At 70.6% G+C, this 22,086-nt stretch carries 18 protein-coding genes; 4 read left to right on the top strand and 14 right to left on the bottom strand.

The features are described 5' to 3' along the window. Window positions 1–56 precede the first annotated feature (56 nt). Window positions 57–1,418, bottom strand: a complete 1,362-nt coding sequence (pafA, locus tag Q0994_RS22115; protein WP_299537689.1) for a Pup--protein ligase — start codon at window positions 1,416–1,418, stop codon at window positions 57–59. Window positions 1,419–1,427: 9 nt separating this feature from the next. Further along, a complete protein-coding gene (locus Q0994_RS22110) occupies window positions 1,428–2,687 on the bottom strand; it encodes an MFS transporter (protein WP_299537687.1) in 1,260 nt (419 codons plus the stop codon). Window positions 2,688–2,836: 149 nt separating this feature from the next. On the opposite strand from Q0994_RS22110, the gene Q0994_RS22105 reads away from it, so the two are divergent. After that, window positions 2,837–3,856 carry a LacI family DNA-binding transcriptional regulator gene (locus Q0994_RS22105; protein ID WP_299537686.1) on the top strand — a complete coding sequence of 340 codons (1,020 nt, stop codon included), beginning with the start codon at window positions 2,837–2,839 and terminating at the stop codon, window positions 3,854–3,856. 78 nt (window positions 3,857–3,934) lie between these two features. Here the strand turns inward: Q0994_RS22105 and prcA are convergent, their stop codons facing one another. The 6 genes from prcA to arc all read right to left on the bottom strand — a co-directional run bounded on the left by prcA (window position 3,935) and on the right by arc (window position 10,079). After that, entirely contained in the window at window positions 3,935–4,744 is an 810-nt protein-coding gene (gene prcA, locus Q0994_RS22100; RefSeq protein WP_299537685.1) for a proteasome subunit alpha, read from the bottom strand. Between the two features lie 63 nt (window positions 4,745–4,807). After that, window positions 4,808–5,653, bottom strand: coding sequence for a proteasome subunit beta (prcB, locus tag Q0994_RS22095; RefSeq protein ID WP_299537683.1), 846 nt, complete (start codon window positions 5,651–5,653; stop codon window positions 4,808–4,810). Further along, complete coding sequence (locus Q0994_RS22090) at window positions 5,605–6,207, bottom strand: endonuclease VII domain-containing protein (RefSeq protein ID WP_299537681.1); 603 nt, start codon at window positions 6,205–6,207, stop codon at window positions 5,605–5,607. Before Q0994_RS22090 ends, prcB begins: the two co-directional genes overlap by 49 nt. Before the next feature lie 6 nt (window positions 6,208–6,213). Then, complete coding sequence (locus tag Q0994_RS22085; protein WP_055555575.1) at window positions 6,214–6,432, bottom strand: ubiquitin-like protein Pup; 219 nt, start codon at window positions 6,430–6,432, stop codon at window positions 6,214–6,216. Between the two features lie 129 nt (window positions 6,433–6,561). After that, window positions 6,562–8,073: a depupylase/deamidase Dop gene (gene dop / locus Q0994_RS22080; RefSeq protein ID WP_299537678.1), complete on the bottom strand. Its 1,512-nt coding sequence runs from the start codon at window positions 8,071–8,073 to the stop codon at window positions 6,562–6,564. Window positions 8,074–8,312: 239 nt separating this feature from the next. Continuing rightward, on the bottom strand, window positions 8,313–10,079 hold the full coding sequence (gene arc / locus Q0994_RS22075) for a proteasome ATPase (protein WP_299537677.1): 1,767 nt from the start codon (window positions 10,077–10,079) through the stop codon (window positions 8,313–8,315). A 241-nt stretch (window positions 10,080–10,320) separates the two neighbouring features. Between arc and Q0994_RS22070 the strand changes: the two genes are divergently transcribed. Next, window positions 10,321–10,632, top strand: coding sequence for a ferredoxin (locus tag Q0994_RS22070; protein ID WP_299537675.1), 312 nt, complete (start codon window positions 10,321–10,323; stop codon window positions 10,630–10,632). 117 nt (window positions 10,633–10,749) lie between these two features. On the opposite strand, the gene Q0994_RS22065 is transcribed toward Q0994_RS22070, so the two are convergent. The 3 genes from Q0994_RS22065 to Q0994_RS22055 all read right to left on the bottom strand — a co-directional run bounded on the left by Q0994_RS22065 (window position 10,750) and on the right by Q0994_RS22055 (window position 13,872). Then, entirely contained in the window at window positions 10,750–11,352 is a 603-nt protein-coding gene (locus Q0994_RS22065; RefSeq protein WP_299537674.1) for a hypothetical protein, read from the bottom strand. A gap of 252 nt (window positions 11,353–11,604) precedes the next feature. Next, window positions 11,605–12,567 carry a tRNA (adenine-N1)-methyltransferase gene (locus Q0994_RS22060; RefSeq protein ID WP_299537672.1) on the bottom strand — a complete coding sequence of 321 codons (963 nt, stop codon included), beginning with the start codon at window positions 12,565–12,567 and terminating at the stop codon, window positions 11,605–11,607. 63 nt (window positions 12,568–12,630) lie between these two features. After that, window positions 12,631–13,872 carry a site-2 protease family protein gene (locus Q0994_RS22055; protein ID WP_299537671.1) on the bottom strand — a complete coding sequence of 414 codons (1,242 nt, stop codon included), beginning with the start codon at window positions 13,870–13,872 and terminating at the stop codon, window positions 12,631–12,633. Window positions 13,873–13,980: 108 nt separating this feature from the next. Between Q0994_RS22055 and Q0994_RS22050 the strand changes: the two genes are divergently transcribed. Both Q0994_RS22050 and Q0994_RS22045 read left to right on the top strand, forming a co-directional pair. Continuing rightward, window positions 13,981–14,892: a PD-(D/E)XK nuclease family protein gene (locus Q0994_RS22050; RefSeq protein WP_299537670.1), complete on the top strand. Its 912-nt coding sequence runs from the start codon at window positions 13,981–13,983 to the stop codon at window positions 14,890–14,892. A gap of 9 nt (window positions 14,893–14,901) precedes the next feature. Then, window positions 14,902–15,579: a response regulator transcription factor gene (locus tag Q0994_RS22045; RefSeq protein ID WP_299537669.1), complete on the top strand. Its 678-nt coding sequence runs from the start codon at window positions 14,902–14,904 to the stop codon at window positions 15,577–15,579. A 28-nt stretch (window positions 15,580–15,607) separates the two neighbouring features. Here the strand turns inward: Q0994_RS22045 and Q0994_RS22040 are convergent, their stop codons facing one another. The 3 genes from Q0994_RS22040 to metH all read right to left on the bottom strand — a co-directional run bounded on the left by Q0994_RS22040 (window position 15,608) and on the right by metH (window position 21,914). Further along, window positions 15,608–17,209, bottom strand: coding sequence for an ABC transporter substrate-binding protein (locus Q0994_RS22040; protein WP_299537668.1), 1,602 nt, complete (start codon window positions 17,207–17,209; stop codon window positions 15,608–15,610). Between the two features lie 350 nt (window positions 17,210–17,559). Continuing rightward, on the bottom strand, window positions 17,560–18,261 hold the full coding sequence (locus tag Q0994_RS22035) for an HAD family phosphatase (protein WP_299537666.1): 702 nt from the start codon (window positions 18,259–18,261) through the stop codon (window positions 17,560–17,562). A 140-nt stretch (window positions 18,262–18,401) separates the two neighbouring features. Then, window positions 18,402–21,914, bottom strand: coding sequence for a methionine synthase (metH, locus tag Q0994_RS22030; protein ID WP_299537665.1), 3,513 nt, complete (start codon window positions 21,912–21,914; stop codon window positions 18,402–18,404). Window positions 21,915–22,086: the final 172 nt, after the last annotated feature.

The following is a 22,086-nucleotide window of genomic DNA, read 5'->3' as shown; positions in this document are numbered from 1 at the left end:
TACGAGGAACGTACGGGGCCCGGGTGGCGCGTGGGGAAAGGGCGTTCGCCCTCCGCTCACATGCCCGCGATCAGTTTCTCCACTCGCTCGTCCACCGACCGGAACGGGTCCTTGCAGAGCACGGTGCGCTGCGCCTGGTCGTTGAGCTTGAGGTGGACCCAGTCGACGGTGAAGTCCCGGCGCTGCTCCTGGGCCCGCTTGATGAAGTCGCCGCGGAGCCTCGCCCTGGTGGTCTGCGGGGGCACGGACTTGCCCTCGAAGATCTTCAGGTCGTTGCAGATCCGGGCGGCCTGCCCCTTGCGCTCCAGGAGGTAGTACAGCCCCCGCCGGCGGTGGATGTCGTGGTAGGCGAGGTCTATCTGCGCGACCCGGGGGTGCGACATGGTCATGTTGTGCTTGGCCCGGTACCGCTCGATGAGCTTGTACTTCATGACCCAGTCGATCTCGGTCTCGATCTTGCCGAGATCCTCGGCCTCGATCGCGTCGAGGGTGCGCCCCCACAGTTCGAGGACCTGGTCGGTCGTGCCGGTCCGGATGCCCCGGCGCTCGACGAAGTCGACGGCCTTGTCGTAGTACTCGCGCTGGATCTCGATCGCCGACGCCTCGCGCCCGCTGGCCAGACGCACCTTGCGCCGGCCGGTCGTGTCGTGGCTGACCTCGCGGATGGCCCGGATCGGGTTCTCCAGGGTGAGGTCGCGCATCACCGTGCCCGCCTCGATCATGCGCAGCACCAGATCGGTGGCGCCGACCTTGAGCAGCATGGTCGTCTCGGACATGTTCGAGTCGCCGACGATGACGTGGAGCCGGCGGTACCGCTCCGCGTCGGCGTGCGGCTCGTCACGGGTGTTGATGATCGGACGGGACCTGGTCGTGGCGGAGCTGACGCCCTCCCAGATGTGCTCGGCCCGCTGGCTGACGCAGAAGACCGCTCCGCGCGGGGTCTGCAGCACCTTGCCCGCGCCGCAGATCAGCTGCCGCGTGACGAGGAACGGAATGAGGATGTCCGCGAGGCGGGAGAATTCCCCGTGCCGCGCGACGAGATAGTTCTCGTGGCAGCCGTAGGAGTTGCCCGCCGAGTCGGTGTTGTTCTTGAAGAGATAGACGTCGCCCGCGATTCCTTCCTCGTGCAGGCGGCGTTCGGCGTCGACGAGCAGACCTTCGAGAATGCGCTCGCCGGCCTTGTCGTGGGTGACCAGTTCGGTCAGGTTGTCGCATTCGGGAGTTGCGTATTCCGGATGCGAACCCACGTCGAGGTAGAGGCGGGCGCCGTTCCGCAGAAAGACATTGCTGCTGCGGCCCCATGACACAACACGGCGGAAGAGGTAGCGCGCCACTTCGTCAGGTGACAGTCGGCGCTGTCCCCTGAACGTGCACGTGACGCCGTACTCGTTCTCCAGCCCGAAAATGCGGCGGTCCATGACTGAACATTACGCCTTACGGCCGGAGCTGAAACCGGGTTCGACAGCTCCGTTTCGATCATTTTCGGAACCGGCCACGACCTCGGGCGCGCGGCCGGGAGCTGCGAGTACCTTCCCGGTGGCCAGCAGCACGGCCAGCGCGGCCGCTCCCGCCGCCCCCGCGACCGCGAAGCTCCATGCCGTGCCGCCCAGTTCCACGGCGGGCCCGGCCGCCGCCGTACCGGCCGCCGCCCCGACCCCGAAGGTCGTCACCAGCCACGAGAACGCCTCCGTCACCGTGCCCCGCGGCGCGTGCCGGTCGACCACCAGGAAGGCGCACGCGAGGGCGGGCGCGAGGAACACCCCGGCGACCGCGCAGAGCGCGGTCATCGCGCCGACCCCCGGAGTCAGTGTGAGCGGCAGATAGCCGAGGGCCAGCAGCGCCACCAGCACCCGCAGCCGCCGCTCCGGCGCCCCCGGCCACTGCCGGGCCCCGTAGACGACACCGCCCGCCAGCGCGCCCAGCCCGAGCGCCGCCATCAGCCAGCCGTACACCGACTCCCGCCCGTGGTCGTCCGCGTAGGCGACCGCGGCCACCGTGATCGAGCCGAGAGCCACACCGACGAAGAAGAACGCGCCGAGCAGCGCCAGCAGACCCGGCGAGCGCAGCGCGCCCAGCCAGTGGGCCTCGCGGGGCGCCGAACGCCAGGTGCGGGACGGCTCCGACAGCACGACGGAGAGCGCGCCGAGCACCCCGAGGGCGTTGATGACCAGCAGGGCGGCGGCCGGCGAGTGCACGGCCACGAGCAGCGTCACCAGCAGCGGCCCGGCGGTGAACATGACCTCCTGCGCGACCGCGTCCAGGGCGTAGGCCCGGTGCACCCGGTCCTCCCGCCCCAGCACGCTCGGCCACAGCGCCCGCAGGCCGCCCTCCAGCGGCGGGGTGAACAGGCCCGCCGCGATCACGGCCGCGCAGGCCAGCGGCAGCGATCCGATGCCGGTCAGCGCCAGCAGCGCCATGGCGAGCCCCGAGACGACGGCCGAGGGGAGCTGGACACGCGGCTGCCCGTACAGGTCCACGGCCCGGCCGAGCAGCGGCTGCCCGACCGCGGTGGCCAGCCCGTACGCGGCGGCCAGCGCGCCCGCCAGGGTGTAGCCGCCGCCCTCCGCCCGGGTGAACAGGACGATCGCGATCGGCGCGGTGCCGTTCGGCAGCCGCCCCACCAGCGTGCCCGCGAGCAGCCTGGTCGCGTGCCGTGCGCGGAGGATGTCCAGATATCCCGCGGCCATGGTCCCGCCCCTCTCCCCCGCCGGACCCACCGACGAAGTTTTACGTATAACGTGCGGCCCCATACGTACCATGACCACAAGCCCCGGTCCACCGCGCCCGGCCCCGACCACCCCCTTCCAGCCGCACCCACCCGCCCCGGAGGCCCCCCGTGACCAGCGCGCACCAGCCCGCCCCGGCGCGCCCCACCAGCCGGGACGTGGCCCGCGCCGCCGGGGTCTCCCAGGCCACCGTCTCGCTCGTCCTCGGCGGCAAGGCGCCCGGACGCGTCTCGCAGACCACCGCCGAACGGGTCAGGGAGAGCGCCCGCGCCCTCGGCTACCGGCCCAATCTCGCCGCCCGCTCCCTCCGCCTCGGCCGCACCCGCACCGCCCTCCTGGTCGTCCCCGCCCTCACCAACGAGTTCTTCGCCCGCGTGTACGCCGGCGCCGCGGGCGTCGCCGCCGAGCACGACTTCGGCGTGGTCCTCTACCCCTCCCCCGACGGCACCGGTCCCGCGAAGGACCCCTTCGCGTCGGCACGCGCCGCGCTCGACGGCGTCATCGCCTCCTCGATGGCCACCGAGGCGCTCGGCGCGCTGCACGGCACGGACCTCCCGCTCGTGATGCTCGACAGCGACCCCGCCGAGCCCGGCGCCGCCGCCCACGTCAACCTCGACATCGCCGACGGCATGCGCCAGGTGACCGAACACCTGCTCGCCCTCGGCCACCGCCACGTCCTGCACCTCGCCTCCGCCGTGGACACCTGGACCTTCGGCGTGCGCGCCCGCGCCCTCCACGAGGCCCTGCGAGGGACCGGGACGACCTTGCGGACCGCCACCGCCGCCCTCGACGTACGCGCCGGACTGCACGCCGCCGAAGCCGCCCTGGCCGCCCCCGGACCGCGACCCACCGCGATCGTCTGCGACGACGACGTCCTCGCGGCCGGAGCCTGCAAGGCGGTCCGCCGCCTCGGACTGCGGGTGCCGGACGACGTCTCCGTGACCGGCTTCGACGACCTCGCCCTCGCCACCGCCGTCGAGCCCGAACTCACCACGGTGACCCTGCCCGCCGAACAGGTGGGCGAACGCGGCATGGCGGCCCTCCTGACCGTCCTGGAGGGCCGGCCCACCCCCCACCACCGGCTCCCGGTCCGCCTCGTCGTACGCGGCTCCACCGCTCCCCCCGCCTGAACCCCGCCCCGCCCCGGACACACCGACGCCCCGCCGGGCGCCGCGAGGCGGCCGACGGGGCGTCGGGGGCGGACCGGGCTACTTCTCCGTGGGCTCCTCGCCCGTGGCCTCCGGGGCGGCCGACGTACCGGGGGTCTGCTCCGCGTCGTCCGCGTCCGACGGCGCGTCCGTCGGAGTGGCGGCACCCGCCTCCGCCTCCAGCAGCCGGGCGAGCTGCCGGCCCACGATCCGCTTGAACTTCCGCTGCTGGGGCCGCGTACGGTCCAGCACGGCCACCTCCAGCCGATCGGCGGGGATGTCCCGCTCGGTGCCGTTGGTGTCCCGCGACAGCGCCTGCACGGCCAGCTTCAACGCCTCCGCGAGCGTCATCCCGTCCCGGTGCCGCTGGTCCAGGAACCCGCTGATCTGCTCGGCGTTGCCGCCGACCGCGACCGAGCCGTGCTCGTCCACGATCGAACCGTCGTGCGGCAGCCGGTAGATCTGGTCGCCGTCCGGCTCGACGCCGACCTCCGCGACCACCAGCTCCACCTCGTACGGCTTCTCCCCGGCGCTGGAGAAGATCGTGCCGAGCGTCTGCGCGTAGACGTTGGCCAGACCGCGGGCCGTCACGTCCTCACGGTCGTAGGTGTAACCCCGCAGGTCGGCGTAGCGCACACCGCCGATCCGGAGGTTCTCGTACTCGTTGTACTTGCCGGCGGCCGCGAAGCCGATCCGGTCGTAGATCTCGCTGAACTTGTGCAGCGCACGGGACGGGTTCTCGCCGACGAACACAATGCCGTCGGCGTACTGCAGCACGACCAGGCTGCGACCGCGGGCGATGCCCTTGCGGGCGTACTCCGCCCGGTCGGCCATGGCTTGCTGGGGTGAGACATAGAACGGCGTCGACACCGGCTATCCGTCCCTTTCTGTCAGTGACGAGTGCATCGGGAAAGCCACGGGAGGGATGGAGAGTCAGAGCAGCGCGGCGCGCGGGCCGTCGGGCTCGTCCAGACGGCGCTCCAGGATCGCGCGCGCCACCTCGGCGGACTCGCCGTCGGTCAGCCGCCGGAAGCCCTCCTCGGTGATGACCGTGACGATCGGGTAGATGCGGCGCGCCACGTCGGGCCCGCCCGTCGCGGAGTCGTCGTCCGCCGCGTCGTAGAGCGCCTGCACGACCAGGGTGAGTGCCTGCTGCTCCGTCAGGTCCTGGCGGTACAGCTTCTTCATCGAGCCCCGCGCGAAGACGGAGCCGGAACCGGTGGCGGCGTACCCGTGTTCCTCGGACCGGCCGCCGGTGACGTCGTAGGAGAAGATGCGGCCCTTGCCCCGGTCGACGTCGTACCCGGCGAACAGCGGGACGACGGCGAGGCCCTGCATCGCCATGGCCAGGTTGCCCCGGATCATGGTGGAGAGGCGGTTGGCCTTGCCCTCAAGGGAAAGCTGGGCGCCCTCGACCTTCTCGAAGTGCTCCAGTTCGAGCTGGAACAGCTTGACCATCTCCACCGCGAGTCCGGCGGTGCCCGCGATGCCCACCGCGGAGTACTCGTCGGCCGGGAAGACCTTCTCGATGTCGCGCTGGGCGATCATGTTGCCCATGGTGGCCCGCCGGTCGCCGGCGAGCACGACGCCGCCGGGGAAGGAGGCGGCCACGATGGTGGTGCCGTGCGGCGCCTCGACGGCCCCCTTCAGGGGCGGCAGGCTGCGATTGCCCGGCAGCATCCCGGGCGCCTGGTCCGACAGGAAGTCCATGAACGAGGACGACCCCGGCGTCAGGAAGGCAGCTGGTAGACGCCCGGTGCTACGAGTGTTGGCTTCCACGCGTTTCCCTCCAGGTAAGCGATGGCCCTGCGCAACGAGTCAGGATCATCCCCCAACTTGCCGATGGCCGAATTACAGTTGAAGCACAGTACGCCTCGGACCCTACCGGTCGTGTGACAGTGATCCACATGAATGGCGGGAGCGGCTAGGCAGATCGTGCAGACGCCGAACTGTGACGCGATCATGGCGTCGCGTTGGGCCTCGGTCATGCCGTACTGGCGCTTCAGATGACCTGCCCGCCCCTGAATCGCCTTGCACGCCTTGCAGCGCGTCGCCAGACCGTCGGTGGCGGTCGAGTTGCGGTGCCATTCGCTGTGCGGTTTCACCTCGCCGCACGTCCGGCACTCCTTGTGTCCGGCCGGGACGTCCGCGCGCCTCACCGACTTGCCCTGAGCCTCCCGGCGGCGCCGGTAGTGCGCGGCGCCGTAGGCGGCCACGCACTCCCGGCACCTCGGTTGCAGGCCGTCGCGACGGTTCCTGTCCGATGCGAAGGAGGGAAGTGGCAGATCCCTCTTGCAACCGGAGCACCACTTCTCTCCGCTCAATTCGGACACGTGACCTTACTGTCCGCCTTTTTGTACGAAACTTCGAACGAAGTCCTCAGCGTTCTCCTCGAGGACATCGTCGATTTCGTCCAGGACGGAGTCGACGTCGTCGCTGAGCTTCTCCTGGCGCTCCTTGAGGTCCTCGGAGCCCTGCGCCTCCTGCGTCTGCTCCTCGGTTTCCTCGGTGGAACGCGTCGCCTTCTGCTGTCCGCCGCCGGTGTCCTTGGTCGCCATCTAGCTCACCCCGCTCGGTTCGAAGCATTCGAAGCACTTGATCAGACCCTACCCACGGGGTCCGACATCGGCCCGGCAGTTGTGACAACGTCCGGGCCCTGTCCCGATCATTCCCCTCCCACGTGCCTTTCAGCCGCCGGAGAGCACCCGGACCAGCTCTTCCGCCGTGCGGCAGCGGTCGAGCAGCTCCTTCACATGGGCGCGTGTCCCGCGCAGCGGTTCCATGGTCGGCACACGTTGCAGAGAGTCACGGTCCGGCAGGTCGAAGATCACCGAGTCCCAGGAGGCCGCGGCCACGTCGTCGGCGTACTGCTCCAGGCACCGGCCCCGGAAATAGGCCCGGGTGTCCTCCGGCGGGCTGGTACGGGCCCGCTCGACGTCCGCCTCGTCCAGCAGCCGCTTGATCCTGCCCCGGGCCGCCAGCCGGTTGTACAGCCCCTTGTCGGGCCGCACGTCGGCGTACTGGAGGTCCACCAGGTGCAGCCGCGGGGCGTCCCAGCCCAGGCCGTCCCGGCGGCGGTAGCCCTCCATGAGCTCCTTCTTGGCGATCCAGTCCAGCTCGCCGGCGAGGCTCATGGGGTCGTTCTCCAGCCGGTTGAGCGTGTCCTCCCAGCGCGCCAGCACGTCCTTGGTCTGGTCGTCGGCGTCGGCGCCGTAGCGCTCCTCGACGTACTTGCGGCCCAGCTCGAAGTACTCCATCTGGAGCTGTACCGCGGTGAGCTTCCGGCCGCTGCGCAGTGTGATCAGCCGCTGGAGGGAGGGGTCGTGCGAGACCTGGTGGAGGGTGCGCACCGGCTGGTCGACGGCGAGGTCGACGTTGATGAAGCCGTCCTCGATCATCGACAGCACCAGCGCGGTGGTGCCGAGCTTGAGGTAGGTGGAGATCTCGGAGAGGTTGGCGTCCCCGATGATCACGTGGAGGCGGCGGTACTTCTCGGCGTCGGAGTGGGGCTCGTCGCGGGTGTTGATGATGGGGCGCTTGAGGGTGGTCTCCAGCCCCACCTCGACCTCGAAGTAGTCGGCGCGCTGGCTGATCTGGAAGCCGTGCTCGCTGCCGTCCTGGCCGATGCCGACCCGGCCGGCGCCGGTGACGACCTGGCGGCTGACGAAGAACGGGGTGAGGTGGCGCACGATGTCCGAGAAGGGGGTCTCCCGCTTCATCAGGTAGTTCTCGTGCGTGCCGTAGGACGCGCCCTTGTTGTCGGTGTTGTTCTTGTAGAGGTGGATCGGCTGCGCGCCGGGGATCGCGGCGGCCCGCTCGGCCGCCTCGGCCATCACGCGTTCGCCCGCCTTGTCCCAGAGCACCGCGTCCAGCGGGTTGGTGATCTCGGGCGAGCTGTACTCGGGGTGGGCGTGGTCGACGTAGAGCCGGGCGCCGTTGGTCAGGATGACGTTGGCCAGCCCGATGTCCTCGTCGGTGAGCTGGCTGGAGTCCGCGGTCTCGCGGGCGAGGTCGAAGCCTCGCGCGTCCCTGAGGGGGTTCTCCTCCTCGAAGTCCCAGCGGGCCCGGCGAGCCCGGTGCATCGCCGCCGCGTAGGCGTTGACGATCTGGGACGAGGTGAGCATGGCATTGGCGCTGGGGTGGCCGGGAACGGAGATCCCGTACTCGGTCTCGATGCCCATTACTCGCCGTACGGTCATGCGGCCCTCCTTGCCCGGCGTCGTCTCCCTCCGGAGGCGACGCTCACGTACCGCTGGTTGTCCGGGTTGCGTGCGCGGTCGCCCGTCCCCGCACGGTGCGGCTCGGCGGTACGTCAGAGCCTAGAGCGCCTCTGCGCCGGTGGGGAGATCAATTACGTCATTGTTCGGGTGTATCCGCGTGGGCGGGGAAAAAGGCGGCTGCGGACGCCCGGTCCGGGCGTCCGCAGCCGGTCCTCGCTTTACAGGTACTGCCCGGTGTTGGCCACCGTGTCGATGGACCGCCCGGTGTCCGCGCCTTGCTTTCCGGTGACGAGCGTGCGGATGAAGACGATCCGCTCGCCCTTCTTGCCGGAGATCCTGGCCCAGTCGTCCGGGTTGGTGGTGTTCGGCAGGTCCTCGTTCTCCTTGAACTCGTCCACGCACGCCTGGAGGAGGTGGGAGACGCGAATTCCCTTCTGCTTCTCTTCGAGGAAGGCCTTGATGGCCATCTTCTTGGCCCGGTCGACGATGTTCTGGATCATCGCGCCGGAGTTGAAGTCCTTGAAGTACAGGACTTCCTTGTCGCCGTTGGCGTACGTGACCTCGAGGAAGCGGTTCTCCTCGGATTCCGTGTACATCCGTTCCACGACGGACTGGATCATGGCATGCGCGGCGGCTTCGCTGGAGCCGGCGTGCTCGCCCAGATCGTCCGCGTGCAGCGGGAGCGACGGGGTCAGGTACTTGGCGAAGATGTCCTTGGCCGCTTCCGCGTCCGGGCGCTCGATCTTGATCTTCACGTCGAGTCGTCCGGGCCGCAGGATGGCGGGGTCGATCATGTCCTCGCGGTTGGAGGCGCCGATGACGATGACGTTCTCCAGGCCTTCCACACCGTCGATCTCGGCGAGCAGCTGGGGGACGATGGTGTTCTCCACGTCCGAGCTGACGCCGCTGCCGCGGGTGCGGAAGAGGGATTCCATCTCGTCGAAGAAGACGATGACGGGGGTGCCCTCGCTCGCCTTCTCCCTCGCACGCTGGAAGACGAGGCGGATGTGCCGCTCGGTCTCGCCGACGTACTTGTTGAGGAGTTCGGGGCCCTTGATGTTGAGGAAGTAGCTCTTCCCCGCGGGCTGGCCGGTGACCTCGGCGACCTTCTTGGCCAGGGAGTTGGCGACGGCCTTGGCGATGAGCGTCTTGCCGCAGCCGGGCGGGCCGTAGAGCAGGATGCCCTTCGGGGGCCGGAGTTCGTGCTCCTTGAAGAGGTCGGGGTGCAGGTACGGAAGCTCGACCGCGTCCCGGATCAGTTCGATCTGGTCGCCGAGGCCGCCGATCTTCTCGTAGTCGATGTCCGGCACCTCTTCGAGGACGAGTTCCTCGACCTCGCTCTTGGGCACCACTTCGTAGACGTAGCCGGACCTGGGTTCGAGCAGGAGGGCGTCGCCGGGGCGGATGGTGATGTCGAGCAGCGGCTCGGCGAGCCGCACCACCCGTTCCTCGTCGGTGTGCCCGACGACCAGGGCGCGTTCGCCGTCCTCGAGGATCTCCTTGAGGGTGACGATGTCCCCGGCCCGCTCGAATTCCATGGCCTCGACCACGTTGAGCGCTTCGTTGAGCATGACCTCCTGGCCTCGCCGGAGGTCGTCGGTTTCCACGCTGGGGCTGACGTTCACCCGGAGCTTGCGGCCCCCGGTGAAGATGTCGCAGGTGCCGTCCTCGTTGGACTGCAGGAAGACCCCGAAGCCGGCGGGCGGCTGTGCGAGCCTGTCGACTTCTTCCTTGAGGGCCACGATCTGGTCGCGGGCCTCGCGGAGCGTGTTGGCGAGCCGCTCGTTCTGGGCGGACACGCCTGCCAGATTGGTCTGCAGCTCGACGACCCGCTCTTCGAGAAGTCTCGAATGGCGCGGGGAGTCGGCGAGCTTACGTCGCAGGACGGCGATTTCCTGCTCGAGATAGGCGACCTGGCCGGCTGGGTCTTCCGACCCTCGCGCGGGCCGGGTGCCGCGGTTGATGTCGTCGTCGTGGGCTGCCACGGTCCTCACCTCCTCCAAGGGGAGCTGGACGCTTCCTGACCCTACCTGCGTGGGTGGTGATTGAAACCCCTAGATCACAAAGACTGCGGGGCGTGTCCGATCTTCCCCCTTGTCCTCCCCCTCGTGTCAGGGGAATACCCACCCTTGGGCGAGGGAAAGCAGCCGGTTGTATCGTCGAAGCGTTCAACACCCGTCAGGGCTGGCTCCAATTGATTCAGATACGCAGGGATCGGCAGGACACATGACCGTGCAGCAGGACGCGCCGGGCGCGAGCGACACCGAGGATCTGGAGGTCTGGATCGACCAGGACCTCTGCACGGGCGACGGCATCTGTGTGCAGTACGCGCCGGAGGTCTTCGAGCTGGACATCGACGGTCTGGCGTACGTCAAGAGCGCGGACGACGAGCTTCTCCAGGACAAGGGGGCGACGACGCCCGTGCCGCTGCCGCTGCTCCAGGACGTGGTCGATTCGGCGAAGGAGTGTCCGGGCGACTGCATCCATGTGCGGCGGGTCTCGGACACCGTGGAGGTCTACGGGCCGGACGCGGACTGAGGCGGACGCTGTCGTTCCACGACGTCCCGGCCGCGGGTTCCGCGGCCGGGACGTCGTGCTCTCCGGCCGGAAGGCGTGATTCCGGCCGGGCGGGCGGATGTCGGGGCGGCGCGTGTCTCAGGCGGCAGGTGCCGTGGTGCCGGCGTCGGACCGGGTGGACCGGACGAAGGCGCCGTTGCTCCACCGCCAGTCGGAGGCCTCGGTGAGGTCGGGGCAGCAGCGCGGCACGTCCAGCGAGGAGTAGCCGAGCAGGGTCGCCGAGACGACGCCGTCCTGGACGGCTAGGCCGGTCACGGTCATCTTCCGGGCGGGGTCGACCAGGGTCGCCACGACCCTCGGCGCGGTCCCGCTCCCCGTCAGGACGTAGACGCCGCCGGGCGGGGTGCCGGAGCCGGCGTCGCAGTGGACCAGGGCGACGGTCTCGGGGGCGCCGTCGCCGTCGAGGTCGCCGGCGACGTGGTCGGCGACGGTGTGGCCGACGGGGCCGCAGGCGAGCGGGAAGTCGGCCGCTGCGGGGTCGGGGGCGGCCGGTGCGGGGCCGCTCACGGCCGGGCGGGGGGCCGCGGCGGCACCCGGGGCCGGGGTCGCGGTCGCGGTGGCGCTGCCGGGCTGGAGGAGGCCCGCCAGCGCGACGACGGCGGCCATGGCCGCGGCGGTGGCGAGCCAGTGCACCGCCCTGGAGTCGGTGTGCGCGAGGTCCGGGAGAGCGGAGTGCTGCACGCGGTCTGTCTCCTGATGTTTCCGGGGAGCTGGGTACCGGTACCGGCCCGGGGGGCGGGCGGGGGTGGCCAGCATCGTGCCACACCTCACACGGCCGCGGAACGGCGGGGTGCCGGGGATTTCCCCGGGGCCGTCGTCGGTGATCTTGTCATGCGGGGCCGAGGAGGCCGCGGGCGGGCCGTGGGACGCGACGACGCCGCCTCGTCCCCGGTCGGTCGGGGGCGGGACGGCGTCGTCGGGTCGTGGCGCGGCTCAGCCGAGTTCGGTGGAGCCGGTCTCTTCCCGGGCGGTGTCGGCGGGAGCGCTGTCGGCGGCCGTCTTGGCGCCGCTCTTCGAGCCGGGGCCGGTGTAGTCGTCGCCGTACGCGCCCTTGGAGGGGCGGCGGCGGCGTGCCGGGGGCTCGACGCCGTCGGCGAGGCGGCGGGCGGTGACGAGGAAGCCGGTGTGGCCGATCATCCGGTGGTCCGGGCGGACGGCGAGGCCTTCGACGTGCCAGTTGCGGATCATCGATTCCCAGGGCTGCGGCTCGGCGAAGCAGCCGATCTCGCGGATCGACTCCACCGTGCGGGAGAGCTGGGTGGTGGTGGCGACGTAGGCGCAGAGGATGCCGCCGGGGACGAGGGCCTTGGAGACGGCTTCCAGGCATTCCCAGGGGGCGAGCATGTCCAGTACGACGCGGTCGACGTCGGTGTCGGAGAGGTTGTCCTGGAGGTCGCCGACGGTGAGCTCCCACGCGGGGTGGGGGCTGCCGAAGTAGCGTTCGACGTTGCCCTTGGCGATCTCGGCGAAGTCCTCGCGGCGCTCGTAGGAGTGGAGCATGCCCTGTTCGCCGATGGCCCGCAGCAGGAACGTGGACAGCGCACCGGAGCCGACCCCGGCCTCCACGACGCGGGCGCCGGGGAAGATGTCGGCGAAGGCCAGGATCTGCCCCGCGTCCTTGGGGTAGACCACGGCGGCGCCGCGGGGCATGGAGAGGACGTAGTCGGGGAGCAGGGGGCGCAGCGCGAGGTAGGCGACGTTTCCCGTGGTACGGACAACACTTCCCTCGGGGGCACCGATCAGCTCGTCGTGCTGGAAAGAACCCTTGTGGGTGTGGAAGTTCTTTCCGGCTTCGAGCGTGAAGGTGTGGTGGCGTCCCTTGGGATCGGTGAGCTGGACCTGGTCCCCGACCTTGAAGGGCCCGCGTCGGCGGGCGGCACCGGTCGGTTCAGACATGTGGCCAGGGTACCGGGGTTTTGCGGACGTCCGGCCCGGTGGAGGGCTTGCGCGGGCCCGGGGTCAGGTGCCGGGGCGGGCCATGGCGGCGACGAATGCCCGTTCGACGTCGGCCGTGGACAGGACGCCGTAGATCTCGCCGGTGTCCTCGACGACCAGGTACTCGGTGGCGGGGGTGGCGCGGAGGCGGTCGAGGAGTTCTTCGCCGGCCAGTTCGGCGGAGACGCGCATGCCGTCGGTGATGTCCTGGGCGAGGCCGCCGACGGCGACCCAGGGGCGGCGGTGTTCGGGGACGCCGACGATGGCGGTCTCGCGGACGAGGGCCTTGGGTGCGCCCTGTCCGTCGACGACGACGAGGGCGCGGGCGCCGGCCTCGTTGGCGCGGCGGAGGGCCTCGGAGAGGGGGGTGGCGGATTCGACGGGGACCGCGCGCCGGGTGAGGACGCGGGCCCTGAGGTCGGGGAGGTGTTCGCGCAGGCGGGCCATGCGCAGGCTGTTGCCGGCGCCGGTCCAGATGATGCCGGCGAGGATCGCGGCGAGCAGGGCGTCGGTGACGGTCTCGAAGCCGCTGATGCCCTCGGCGGAGCTGCCGGTGTGGGTGAGCAGCGGGAGTCCGACGAGGACGGCGACGGCGAGGGCGCGGCCGACCCAGGCGGCGGCGACGGTGCCGCTCATCGGTTTGCCGGTGATCTTCCAGACGACGGCGCGCAGCATCCGGCCGCCGTCGAGGGGGAGGCCGGGGAGCAGGTTGAAGGCGGCGACGATGAGGTTGGAGATCATGAGGCCGGCGAGCAGGACGCCGGGGACGGTGCCGGCTTCGACGAGTTGCAGGGCGAGGTAGAAGACGCCGCCGAGGACGAGGGAGAGCAGGGGGCCGACGAAGGCGAGGACGAATTCGCGGCCGGGGGTCTCGGTCTCCTTCTCGATCTCGGAGACGCCGCCGAAGAACTGGAGCTGGATGCGGCGGACCGGGAGGCGGTAGCGCAGGGCGACGACGGTGTGGGCGAGTTCGTGGACGAGGACGGAGGCGTAGAAGGCGACCGCGAAGAAGAGGGCGACGAGGTAGCGGGTGCCGCCGAGGTCGGGCAGGACGCGGTCGAGCTGGCCGCCGAAGACCCAGGTGATGAGGGCGGCGACGACGAACCAGCTGGGGGCCACGTAGACGGGCACCCCGAAGGGGCGGCCCATCAGCAGGCCGCCGCCGGGTCCGGGCGGGCGGGGGCGCTTGTCCTTGTCCGCTCCCGTGGCGGGGTCGGGTCCGCCGGGGCCGGGCTGCGGGCGCCCGTTGTCGCCGCTGTCGTCCACGGGTTCCCTTCGGTCGGGGGGCGTCTTCGGCACGATCATGCAGTGCGGGGGGCTCTGCCGTCGATGGTATGCGGCTCGTTGTCGGTGGGGGGCCGTAGGGTCGTGGGCATGACCTCCGTACCCCGGCCGCCGCGGCCTCCGTCGTCACTGTCGCCGTCGAGGGCGAGTGACTTCATGCAGTGTCCCTTGCTGTACCGCTTCCGGGTGATCGACAGGCTGCCCGAGAAGCCCAGTGAGGCCGCTACCCGCGGCACGCTGGTCCATGCGGTGCTGGAGCGTCTGTTCGACCGGCCTGCCGTCGAGCGGACCGCGCCGCACGCGCGGTCGCTGGTGCCCGGGCAGTGGGACCGGTTGCTGGAGTCGAGGCCGGAGCTGACGGAGCTGTTCGCGGACGACGCGGAGGGCGAGCGGTTGTCGCGCTGGCTCGGTGAGGCGGAGCGGCTGGTGGAGAGGTGGTTCTCGCTGGAGGATCCGACGCGGCTGGAGCCGGCCGAGCGTGAGCTGATGGTGGAGACGGAGCTGGCGTCGGGGCTGCGGTTGCGCGGGGTGATCGACCGGGTCGACGTGGCGCCCACGGGTGAGGTGCGGATCGTCGACTACAAGACGGGGAAGGCGCCGCGGCCGGAGTACGCCGAGGGTGCGCGGTTCCAGATGACGTTCTACGCGCTGGTGGTGTGGCGGCTGAAGGGCGTGGTGCCGCGCCGTCTGCAATTGGTCTATCTGGGCAGTGGCGATGTGATCACGTACGACCCGGTGGTGGCGGATCTGGAGCGGGTGGAGCGGAAGCTGCACGCGTTGTGGGAGGCGATCTCGCGGGCGACGGAGACGGGTGAGTGGCGGCCCCGGCCGACGAAGCTGTGCGGGTGGTGCGACCACCGGGCGCTGTGTCCGGAATTCGGTGGGACTCCCCCGGTGTATCCGCTGCCGGTGCGCCCGGCCGGGGCGGGGGACGGTGGGGCGGGCACAATGGGCCCGGTGCCGGTCGACTCGGGCCGGACGGCGGCCCTGGGGGGCCCTTGAGGAGGTTTCGTGGCTATCCGTGTCCTGCTGGTCGATGATCAGCCGCTGTTGCGCACGGGCTTCCGGATGATTCTGGAGGCGGAGGGCGATCTGGTGGTGGTCGGCGAGGCCGGTGACGGTCTGCAGGCGATCGACCAGGTGCGGGCGCTGCAGCCGGACGTGGTGCTGATGGACATCCGGATGCCGCGGATGGACGGTGTGGAGGCGACCCGGCAGATCACCGGACCCGGCCGGGACGGTCCGGCGAAGGTGCTGGTGCTGACGACGTTCGATCTCGACGAGTACGTGGTGGAGGCGCTGCGGGCCGGGGCGAGCGGTTTCCTGCTGAAGGACGCTCCGGCCGACGAGCTGGTGCAGGCGATCCGGGTGGTGGCGGCAGGTGAGGCGATGCTGGCGCCCAGCATCACGCGCCGGCTGCTGGACAAGTACGCGGACCATCTCCCGTCGGGCGAGGAGCCCGCGCCGAACGTGCTGCACACGCTGACGGACCGGGAGGTGGAGGTGCTGAAGCTGGTGGCGCGCGGGCTGTCGAACGCGGAGATCGCGGCGGATCTGTTCGTCAGCGAGACGACGGTGAAGACGCATGTGGGGCATGTGCTGACGAAGCTGAGTCTGCGCGACCGGGTGCAGGCGGCGGTCTACGCGTACGAGAGCGGGCTGGTGCGGCCGGGCGGCACGGCGTCGTAGGGGCCGGTGCCGTCCGGCCGGGGGCGGGTCACCGCGGGGCGGCGCCGAGTTCCCAGAGGCGGAGGTCGGCGGAGGCGGTGAAGGCCCATTCGACGCCGGTGACGCCGTCGCGGGCGGCCAGGTAGCTCTTGCCCTGCCAGATCGGGAGGACGGGGACGTCGGTGGCGACGATCTGCTGGATGCGGCCGAAGGCGGCGGTGGTGGCGGAGCGGTCCGCCTCGCGCCGGGTCTGCGGGAGCAGCACCGTGCGGGTCTCGGTGGACGTGTAGGGGGAGTTGAGGAAATTGCCGGCGTCGAGGAACGGCGTCGTGTAATTGTCCGGGTCGGGATAGTCGGGGAACCATCCCATGCCGTAGACGGCGTATTCGCCGCGCATCTGGGCGGGGCGGTAGGTGGACCAGTCGGTTCCCCGGGCGGTGACGTCGAACAGTCCGGAATCGTTCAACTGCTTTGCCAGGGCCTTGAATTCGGTTGCGGTGGCGGCCCCGTAATGGTCTTTGGCGTAGTGCAGGGTGAAGCGGACCGGGGTGGATATCCCGGCGGAACGCAGAATGTCCGCGGCCTTGGTGACGCTGGGTTCGCCGTAGGTGTTGAAGAACGCGTTGGTGTGGCCGGTGATGCCGGACGGAATGAGCGAGTACAGCGGTTCGGTCGTCGAGCCGTAGACCTCGGCGGAGATGTCGTCGCGGTCGACGAGCTGGGCGACGGCCTGCCGGACGGCCTTGTTCTTCACCGCGGGGTCGTCGGTGTCGAAGGCGAGGTAGCTGATGGCGAGTCCGGGGATCTCGGTCAGTTCGACACCTTCCTCCGGCTGCTCGGTCAGCTTCTCGGACTGCTCGGGCGAGAGGGTGCGGCCCATGACGTCGATCTTCTCGTCGTCGAGCGCGGCGCCCATCTGCCGGGCGTCGCGGAAGAAGTCGAGTGCGACCTTCTCGTTGCGGACCTCCAGGTCGCCCTTGTACCGGGGGTTGCGGGTGAAGACGATTCTGCTGACCTCGCCGCCCCGCGCCTCGGCCTTCATCGTGTACGGCCCCGAGCCGTCGACCTGGAGGCCTTCGCGCACGGAGGCGGCCGGGTAGCTGTCCCTGGGGACGATGCCCGCGGCCGGGGTGGCCAGCTTGTACGGGAAGGTGGCGTCGGGGGCGCGGAGGTGGAAGACGATCTCGTGCTCGCCCCTGGTCTCGATCGTGTCGATGTTGTCGAGGAGGGCGGCGGGGCCGGCCGGTGACTTCACGGCGAGGACGCGCCGGAGGGAGTACGCGACGTCCTCGGGGGTGAGCGGGGTGCCGTCGGAGAAGGTGAGCCCCGTGCGCAGGGTGCAGCGGTAGCTCTCGTTCTGGTGGTCGGTGAAGCGGCAGCCCGAGGCCGCTTCGGGCACCGGTTCGCCGCCGCCGCGCGGGATGTGCAGCAGGGTCTGCTGGGTCTGCCGCAGTACGTTCCAGACCCCGGCCTCGTAGGCGACCGCCGGGTCGAGGGGGGCGGGGGCGTCTTTGGTGGCGGCGACGTGGTCGGTGGTGCCGACGACCACGGTGGCCGCGCCGTCGGCCGCGTCCTGCGGGGTTCCGCAGCCCGCCGGCGCGGCGGCGAGCAGTGCGGCCACCGTGGTCGGCACCAGGGTCTTGCGGTGCATCTGGTCGTGTCTCCCTCGTCCCGGCGTGTGAGAAATCGAGGGTAAGCGGCTCGTGATCCCCTTTCACGACGCGCGGCCCGGCGGGTGCGTTTCCGGGGGATCACGGCGCGTGACCGGAAATGCTCCCGAGGGGCGGGAAATTACCTCCCGAGTATTGATGAATCGGGACACTCGGGTCGCCCGCATGCGTTTCGCCGTCCGGCCGGTCGGCTCTTTACGGGTGAGAAGGCTCACGCATTCCGATGGCCTACGCCATTCCCGCGGCTTCCTTCATGTGGGGAAACGGCGGAGAAATACGTGGGGAATGCGTGAGCCTCTTCGGCCGGTGTGCGCACATGGGCGGGCGCGGGTCAGACGGGGCGGGTGACGAGGTTGCGCAGGAAGGGCAGGTCGATCTCTTCGAGGGAGCCGACCACGGCCCGGCCGGGCGCGGGCAGGATGGGGGCGACCGAGGGCACGGCCACCACCCGGCAGCCGGCCGCTTCGGCGGAGGCGACGCCGGTGGCGGTGTCCTCGACGACCGCGCAGCGCCACGGGTCCGCGCCCACGCCGGCGGCGGCGGCGAGGTAGGGCTCCGGGTGCGGCTTGGTGCGGGCGACCTCGTCACCGGCGACGGTGAGGGTGAAGTGGTGCCGGCCGACCGAGTCGAGGACCCGGTCGATGATTCTGCGGTGCGAGGCGGAGACGAGGGCGGTCGGCACGTCGTGCGCCCCGAGCTCGGCCAGCAGGCGCTGCGCGCCGGGCATCAGCGGCACCCCGCGGCCGATGCGCTTCTCGAAGCGGTCGTTGAGCAGCACCGTCAGTTCGTCGAGGGAGACGTCGGCGCCGGTCACCTCGATGAGGTAGCCCGCGCTGCGGGTCATGGGTCCGCCCACGACCACCTCGCGCCAGGATTCCTTCAGCCGGTGGCCGAGGTCGGCGAAGACTTCCACCTCGGTGTCCCACCAGAAGCCCTCCGTGTCCACCAGGGTGCCGTCCATGTCGAGGAAGACGGCTTGCAGCGTCGCGTCTTCCGCCGTGCGGGTCTGGGACACGGGGACCGTACTGGTCATCCGGCACACCTCCATGAGGGACGAGAAGGCCGGCCGCCCTCCCGGTGGGAGGGGCGACCGGCCTGCACTGGACCGACCAGTCTACGACTCGTCCGGCGAACGCGCGCCGAACCGGGGGTCACCGCGCGTGGGAGAACCGGTTACCGGGCGTTGAAGTACTTCGCTTCGGGGTGGTGGATGATGATGGCGTCGGTGGACTGCTCGGGGTGGAGCTGGAACTCCTCGGAGAGCTTCACGCCGATCCGCTCCGGCTGCAGCAGCTCGGCGATCTTCGCGCGGTCCTCCAGGTCCGGGCAGGCGCCGTAGCCGAGCGAGAAGCGGGCGCCCCGGTACTTCAGCGCGAACATGTCCTCGACGTCCGAGGGGTCCTCGCCGGCGAAGCCGAGTTCGCTGCGGACCCGGGCGTGCCAGTACTCGGCGAGCGCCTCGGCGAGCTGGACGGACAGGCCGTGCAGCTCCAGGTAGTCGCGGTAGGAGTCGGAGGCGAACAGTTCGGCGGTGGCCTCGCCGATCCGGGAGCCGACGGTGACGACCTGGAGGCCGACGACGTCCCTCTCGCCCGAGTCCTCCGGGCGGAAGAAGTCGGCGAGGCAGAGGCGGCGGCCGCGGCGCTGGCGCGGGAAGGTGAAGCGGGTGCGCTCCGAGCCGTCCTCGTGGAGCAGGATCAGGTCGTCGCCCTTGGAGACGCAGGGGAAGTAGCCGTGCACGACGGCGGCTTCCAGCAGGTTCTCGGTGTGCAGCTTGTCGAGCCAGCCGCGCAGCCGGGGCCGGCCCTCGGTCTCGACCAGTTCCTCGTACGTCGGGCCGTCGCCGGTGCGGGCCTGCTTCAGGCCCCACTGGCCCTTGAAGAGGGCGCCCTCGTCCAGCCAGGACGCGTACTCCTTGAGCTGGATGCCCTTGACGACGCGGGTGCCCCAGAACGGCGGTTCGGGGACCGGGTTGTCGACGGCGACGTCGGAGCGGACGCCCGTCTCCGGCTCGTCCACCTCCAGGACGGCGGTCTCCCGCTTGGGAACCCGGCGCTGCTTGAGCTCGGGGAGCTTGGCGCCGGGGACGCCGCGCTTCACGGAGATCAGCGCGTCCATCAGCCGCAGGCCCTCGAAGGCGTCGCGGGCGTAGCGGACCTCGCCCTCGTAGATCTCGTGCAGGTCCTGCTCGACGTAGGCGCGGGTGAGGGCGGCTCCGCCGAGGATCACCGGGAAGTCGGCGGCCAGCTTGCGCTGGTTCAGCTCCTCCAGGTTCTCCTTCATGATCACGGTGGACTTCACCAGCAGGCCGGACATGCCGATGACGTCGGCGCGGTGTTCCTCGGCCGCCTCCAGGATCGCGGAGACGGGCTGCTTGATGCCGAGGTTGACGACGGTGTAGCCGTTGTTGGACAGGATGATGTCGACGAGGTTCTTGCCGATGTCGTGGACGTCGCCGCGGACGGTGGCGAGCACGATGGTGCCCTTGCCCTCGTCGTCGGACTTCTCCATGTGCGGCTCCAGGTGGGCCACCGCGGTCTTCATGACCTCGGCGGACTGGAGCACGAAGGGGAGCTGCATCTGGCCGGAGCCGAAGAGCTCGCCGACGACCTTCATCCCTTCCAGCAGGGTGTCGTTGACGATGTCCAGGGCGGGCCGGGTCAGGAGTGCCTCGTCGAGGTCGGCCTCCAGGCCGTTGCGCTCGCCGTCGATGATGCGGCGCTGGAGGCGCTCGTCCAGCGGGAGGGCGAGGAGTTCCTCGGCCTTGCCGGCCTTCATCGACTTGGTGGAGACGCCCTCGAACAGCTCCATGAGCCTCTGCAGCGGGTCGTAGCCCTCGGAGCGGCGGTCGTGGATGAGGTCGAGGGCGACCTTGACCTGCTCCTCCTCCAGCCGGGCGATCGGCAGGATCTTGGAGGCGTGCACGATCGCGGAGTCCAGGCCGGCCTTGACGCACTCGTCGAGGAAGACGGAGTTCAGCACCACGCGGGCGGCCGGGTTGAGGCCGAAGGAGATGTTGGACAGGCCGAGAGTGGTCTGCACGTCGGGGTGGCGCTTCTTGAGCTCGCGGATGGCGCCGATGGTGGCGATGCCGTCCTTGCGGGACTCCTCCTGGCCGGTGCAGATGGTGAAGGTGAGGCAGTCGATGAGGATGTCCGACTCGTGGATGCCCCAGTTGGTGGTGAGGTCTTCGATGAGCCGCTCGGCGATGGCGACCTTGTGCTCGACGGTGCGCGCCTGGCCCTCCTCGTCGATGGTCAGGGCGATCAGGGCCGCGCCGTGCTCGGCGGCCAGTGCGCTGACCTGGGCGAAGCGGGATTCGGGGCCGTCGCCGTCCTCGTAGTTGACCGAGTTCAGGACCGCACGGCCGCCGAGCTTCTCCAGTCCGGCCCGCAGCACCGGCAGTTCGGTGGAGTCGAGGACGATCGGCAGCGTGGAGGCGGTGGCGAAGCGGCCGGCCAGTTCGGCCATGTCGGCGGCGCCGTCGCGTCCGACGTAGTCGACGCAGAGGTCGAGCATGTGGGCGCCCTCGCGGATCTGCTCGCGCGCCATCTCCACGCAGTCGTCCCAGCGGGCTTCGAGCATCGCGTCGCGGAACTTCTTGGACCCGTTCGCGTTGGTGCGCTCGCCGATCGCGAGGTAGGAGGTGTCCTGGCGGAACGGGACCGTCTGGTAGAGCGAGGCGGCGCCGGGCTCGGGGCGGGGTTCGCGGGCGGTGGGGGCGAGGCCGCGGACCCGCTCGACGACCTGGCGCAGGTGCTCGGGGGTGGTGCCGCAGCAGCCGCCGGCCAGCGAGATGCCGTACTCGCGGACGAAGGTCTCCTGGGCGTCGGCCAGTTCGCCCGGCGACAGGGGGTAGTGGGCGCCGTCCTTGCCGAGGACGGGCAGGCCGGCGTTGGGCATGCAGGAGAGCGGGATGCGGGAGTGGCGGGCCAGGTAGCGCAGGTGCTCGCTCATCTCGGCGGGGCCGGTGGCGCAGTTCAGCCCGATCATGTCGATGCCGAGCGGCTCCAGCGCGGTGAGCGCGGCGCCGATCTCGGAGCCGAGCAGCATGGTGCCGGTGGTCTCGACGGTCACGGAGCAGATGAGCGGCAGGTCGGCGCCGGTGGCGGCGAGGGCGCGGCGGGCTCCGACGATCGAGGCCTTGGTCTGGAGCAGGTCCTGGGTGGTCTCCACCAGGAGCGCGTCGGCGCCTCCCGCGATCATGCCCTCGGCGTTGCGCTGGTAGGCGTCGCGGAGCTTGTCGTAGGTGGTGTGGCCGAGGGTCGGGAGCTTGGTGCCGGGGCCCATGGAGCCGAGCACCCAGCGCTGCTGCCCGGTGGAGAGGGTGAACTCGTCGGCGACCTCGCGGGCGATCCGGGCGCCGGCCTCGGAGAGCTCGTACACCCGCTCGGGGATGCCGTACTCGCCGAGCGCGGCGAGGTTCGCGCCGAAGGTGTTGGTCTCGACGCAGTCCACGCCGACCGCGAAGTACTCCCGGTGGACCGAGCGGACGATGTCGGGGCGCGTGACGTTGAGGATCTCGTTGCAGCCTTCGAGGTCCTGGAAGTCCTCGAGGGTGGGGTCCTGGGCCTGGAGCATGGTGCCCATGGCACCGTCGGCCACCACCACTCGGGTGGCGAGCGCCTCGCGGAGGGCGGCGGCCCGGCTGCGGCTGTCGGCGGTAGGGGTCGGCAACGAGGCCATGGATGATCTCCCGGGGATGCGACGGCTGTCGGCTTCACGCCCGTCCGGCAGGAGGGCGCACCGGGCCAGCCTAGCCGGGCGGTGCCGCACCCCGACACGCCGTCCCACGGGGCGGACTGCATGCTGTGCGGGGAACGGGCCGTACGGCGTGTTCCCGGCATGCACGAGCAGC

The organism is uncultured Streptomyces sp., assembly GCF_947488945.1.
In the GTDB taxonomy this organism is placed as follows: domain Bacteria; phylum Actinomycetota; class Actinomycetes; order Streptomycetales; family Streptomycetaceae; genus Streptomyces.
This window is presented reverse-complemented; position numbering and strand designations above follow the sequence as displayed.

What these genes read in the sequence shown, in the direction of transcription:
- metH (WP_299537665.1), bottom strand. Translation starts at nt 21,914, where the DNA reads ATGGCCTCGTTGCCGACCCCTACCGCCGACAGCCGCAGCCGGGCCGCC.
- Q0994_RS22085 (WP_055555575.1), bottom strand. Translation starts at nt 6,432, where the DNA reads ATGGCGACCAAGGACACCGGCGGCGGACAGCAGAAGGCGACGCGTTCC.
- Q0994_RS22050 (WP_299537670.1), top strand. Translation starts at nt 13,981, where the DNA reads ATGACCTCCGTACCCCGGCCGCCGCGGCCTCCGTCGTCACTGTCGCCG.
- Q0994_RS22070 (WP_299537675.1), top strand. Translation starts at nt 10,321, where the DNA reads ATGACCGTGCAGCAGGACGCGCCGGGCGCGAGCGACACCGAGGATCTG.
- Q0994_RS22035 (WP_299537666.1), bottom strand. Translation starts at nt 18,261, where the DNA reads ATGACCAGTACGGTCCCCGTGTCCCAGACCCGCACGGCGGAAGACGCG.
- pafA (WP_299537689.1), bottom strand. Translation starts at nt 1,418, where the DNA reads ATGGACCGCCGCATTTTCGGGCTGGAGAACGAGTACGGCGTCACGTGC.
- Q0994_RS22110 (WP_299537687.1), bottom strand. Translation starts at nt 2,687, where the DNA reads ATGGCCGCGGGATATCTGGACATCCTCCGCGCACGGCACGCGACCAGG.
- Q0994_RS22060 (WP_299537672.1), bottom strand. Translation starts at nt 12,567, where the DNA reads ATGTCTGAACCGACCGGTGCCGCCCGCCGACGCGGGCCCTTCAAGGTC.
- Q0994_RS22040 (WP_299537668.1), bottom strand. Translation starts at nt 17,209, where the DNA reads ATGCACCGCAAGACCCTGGTGCCGACCACGGTGGCCGCACTGCTCGCC.
- dop (WP_299537678.1), bottom strand. Translation starts at nt 8,073, where the DNA reads ATGACCGTACGGCGAGTAATGGGCATCGAGACCGAGTACGGGATCTCC.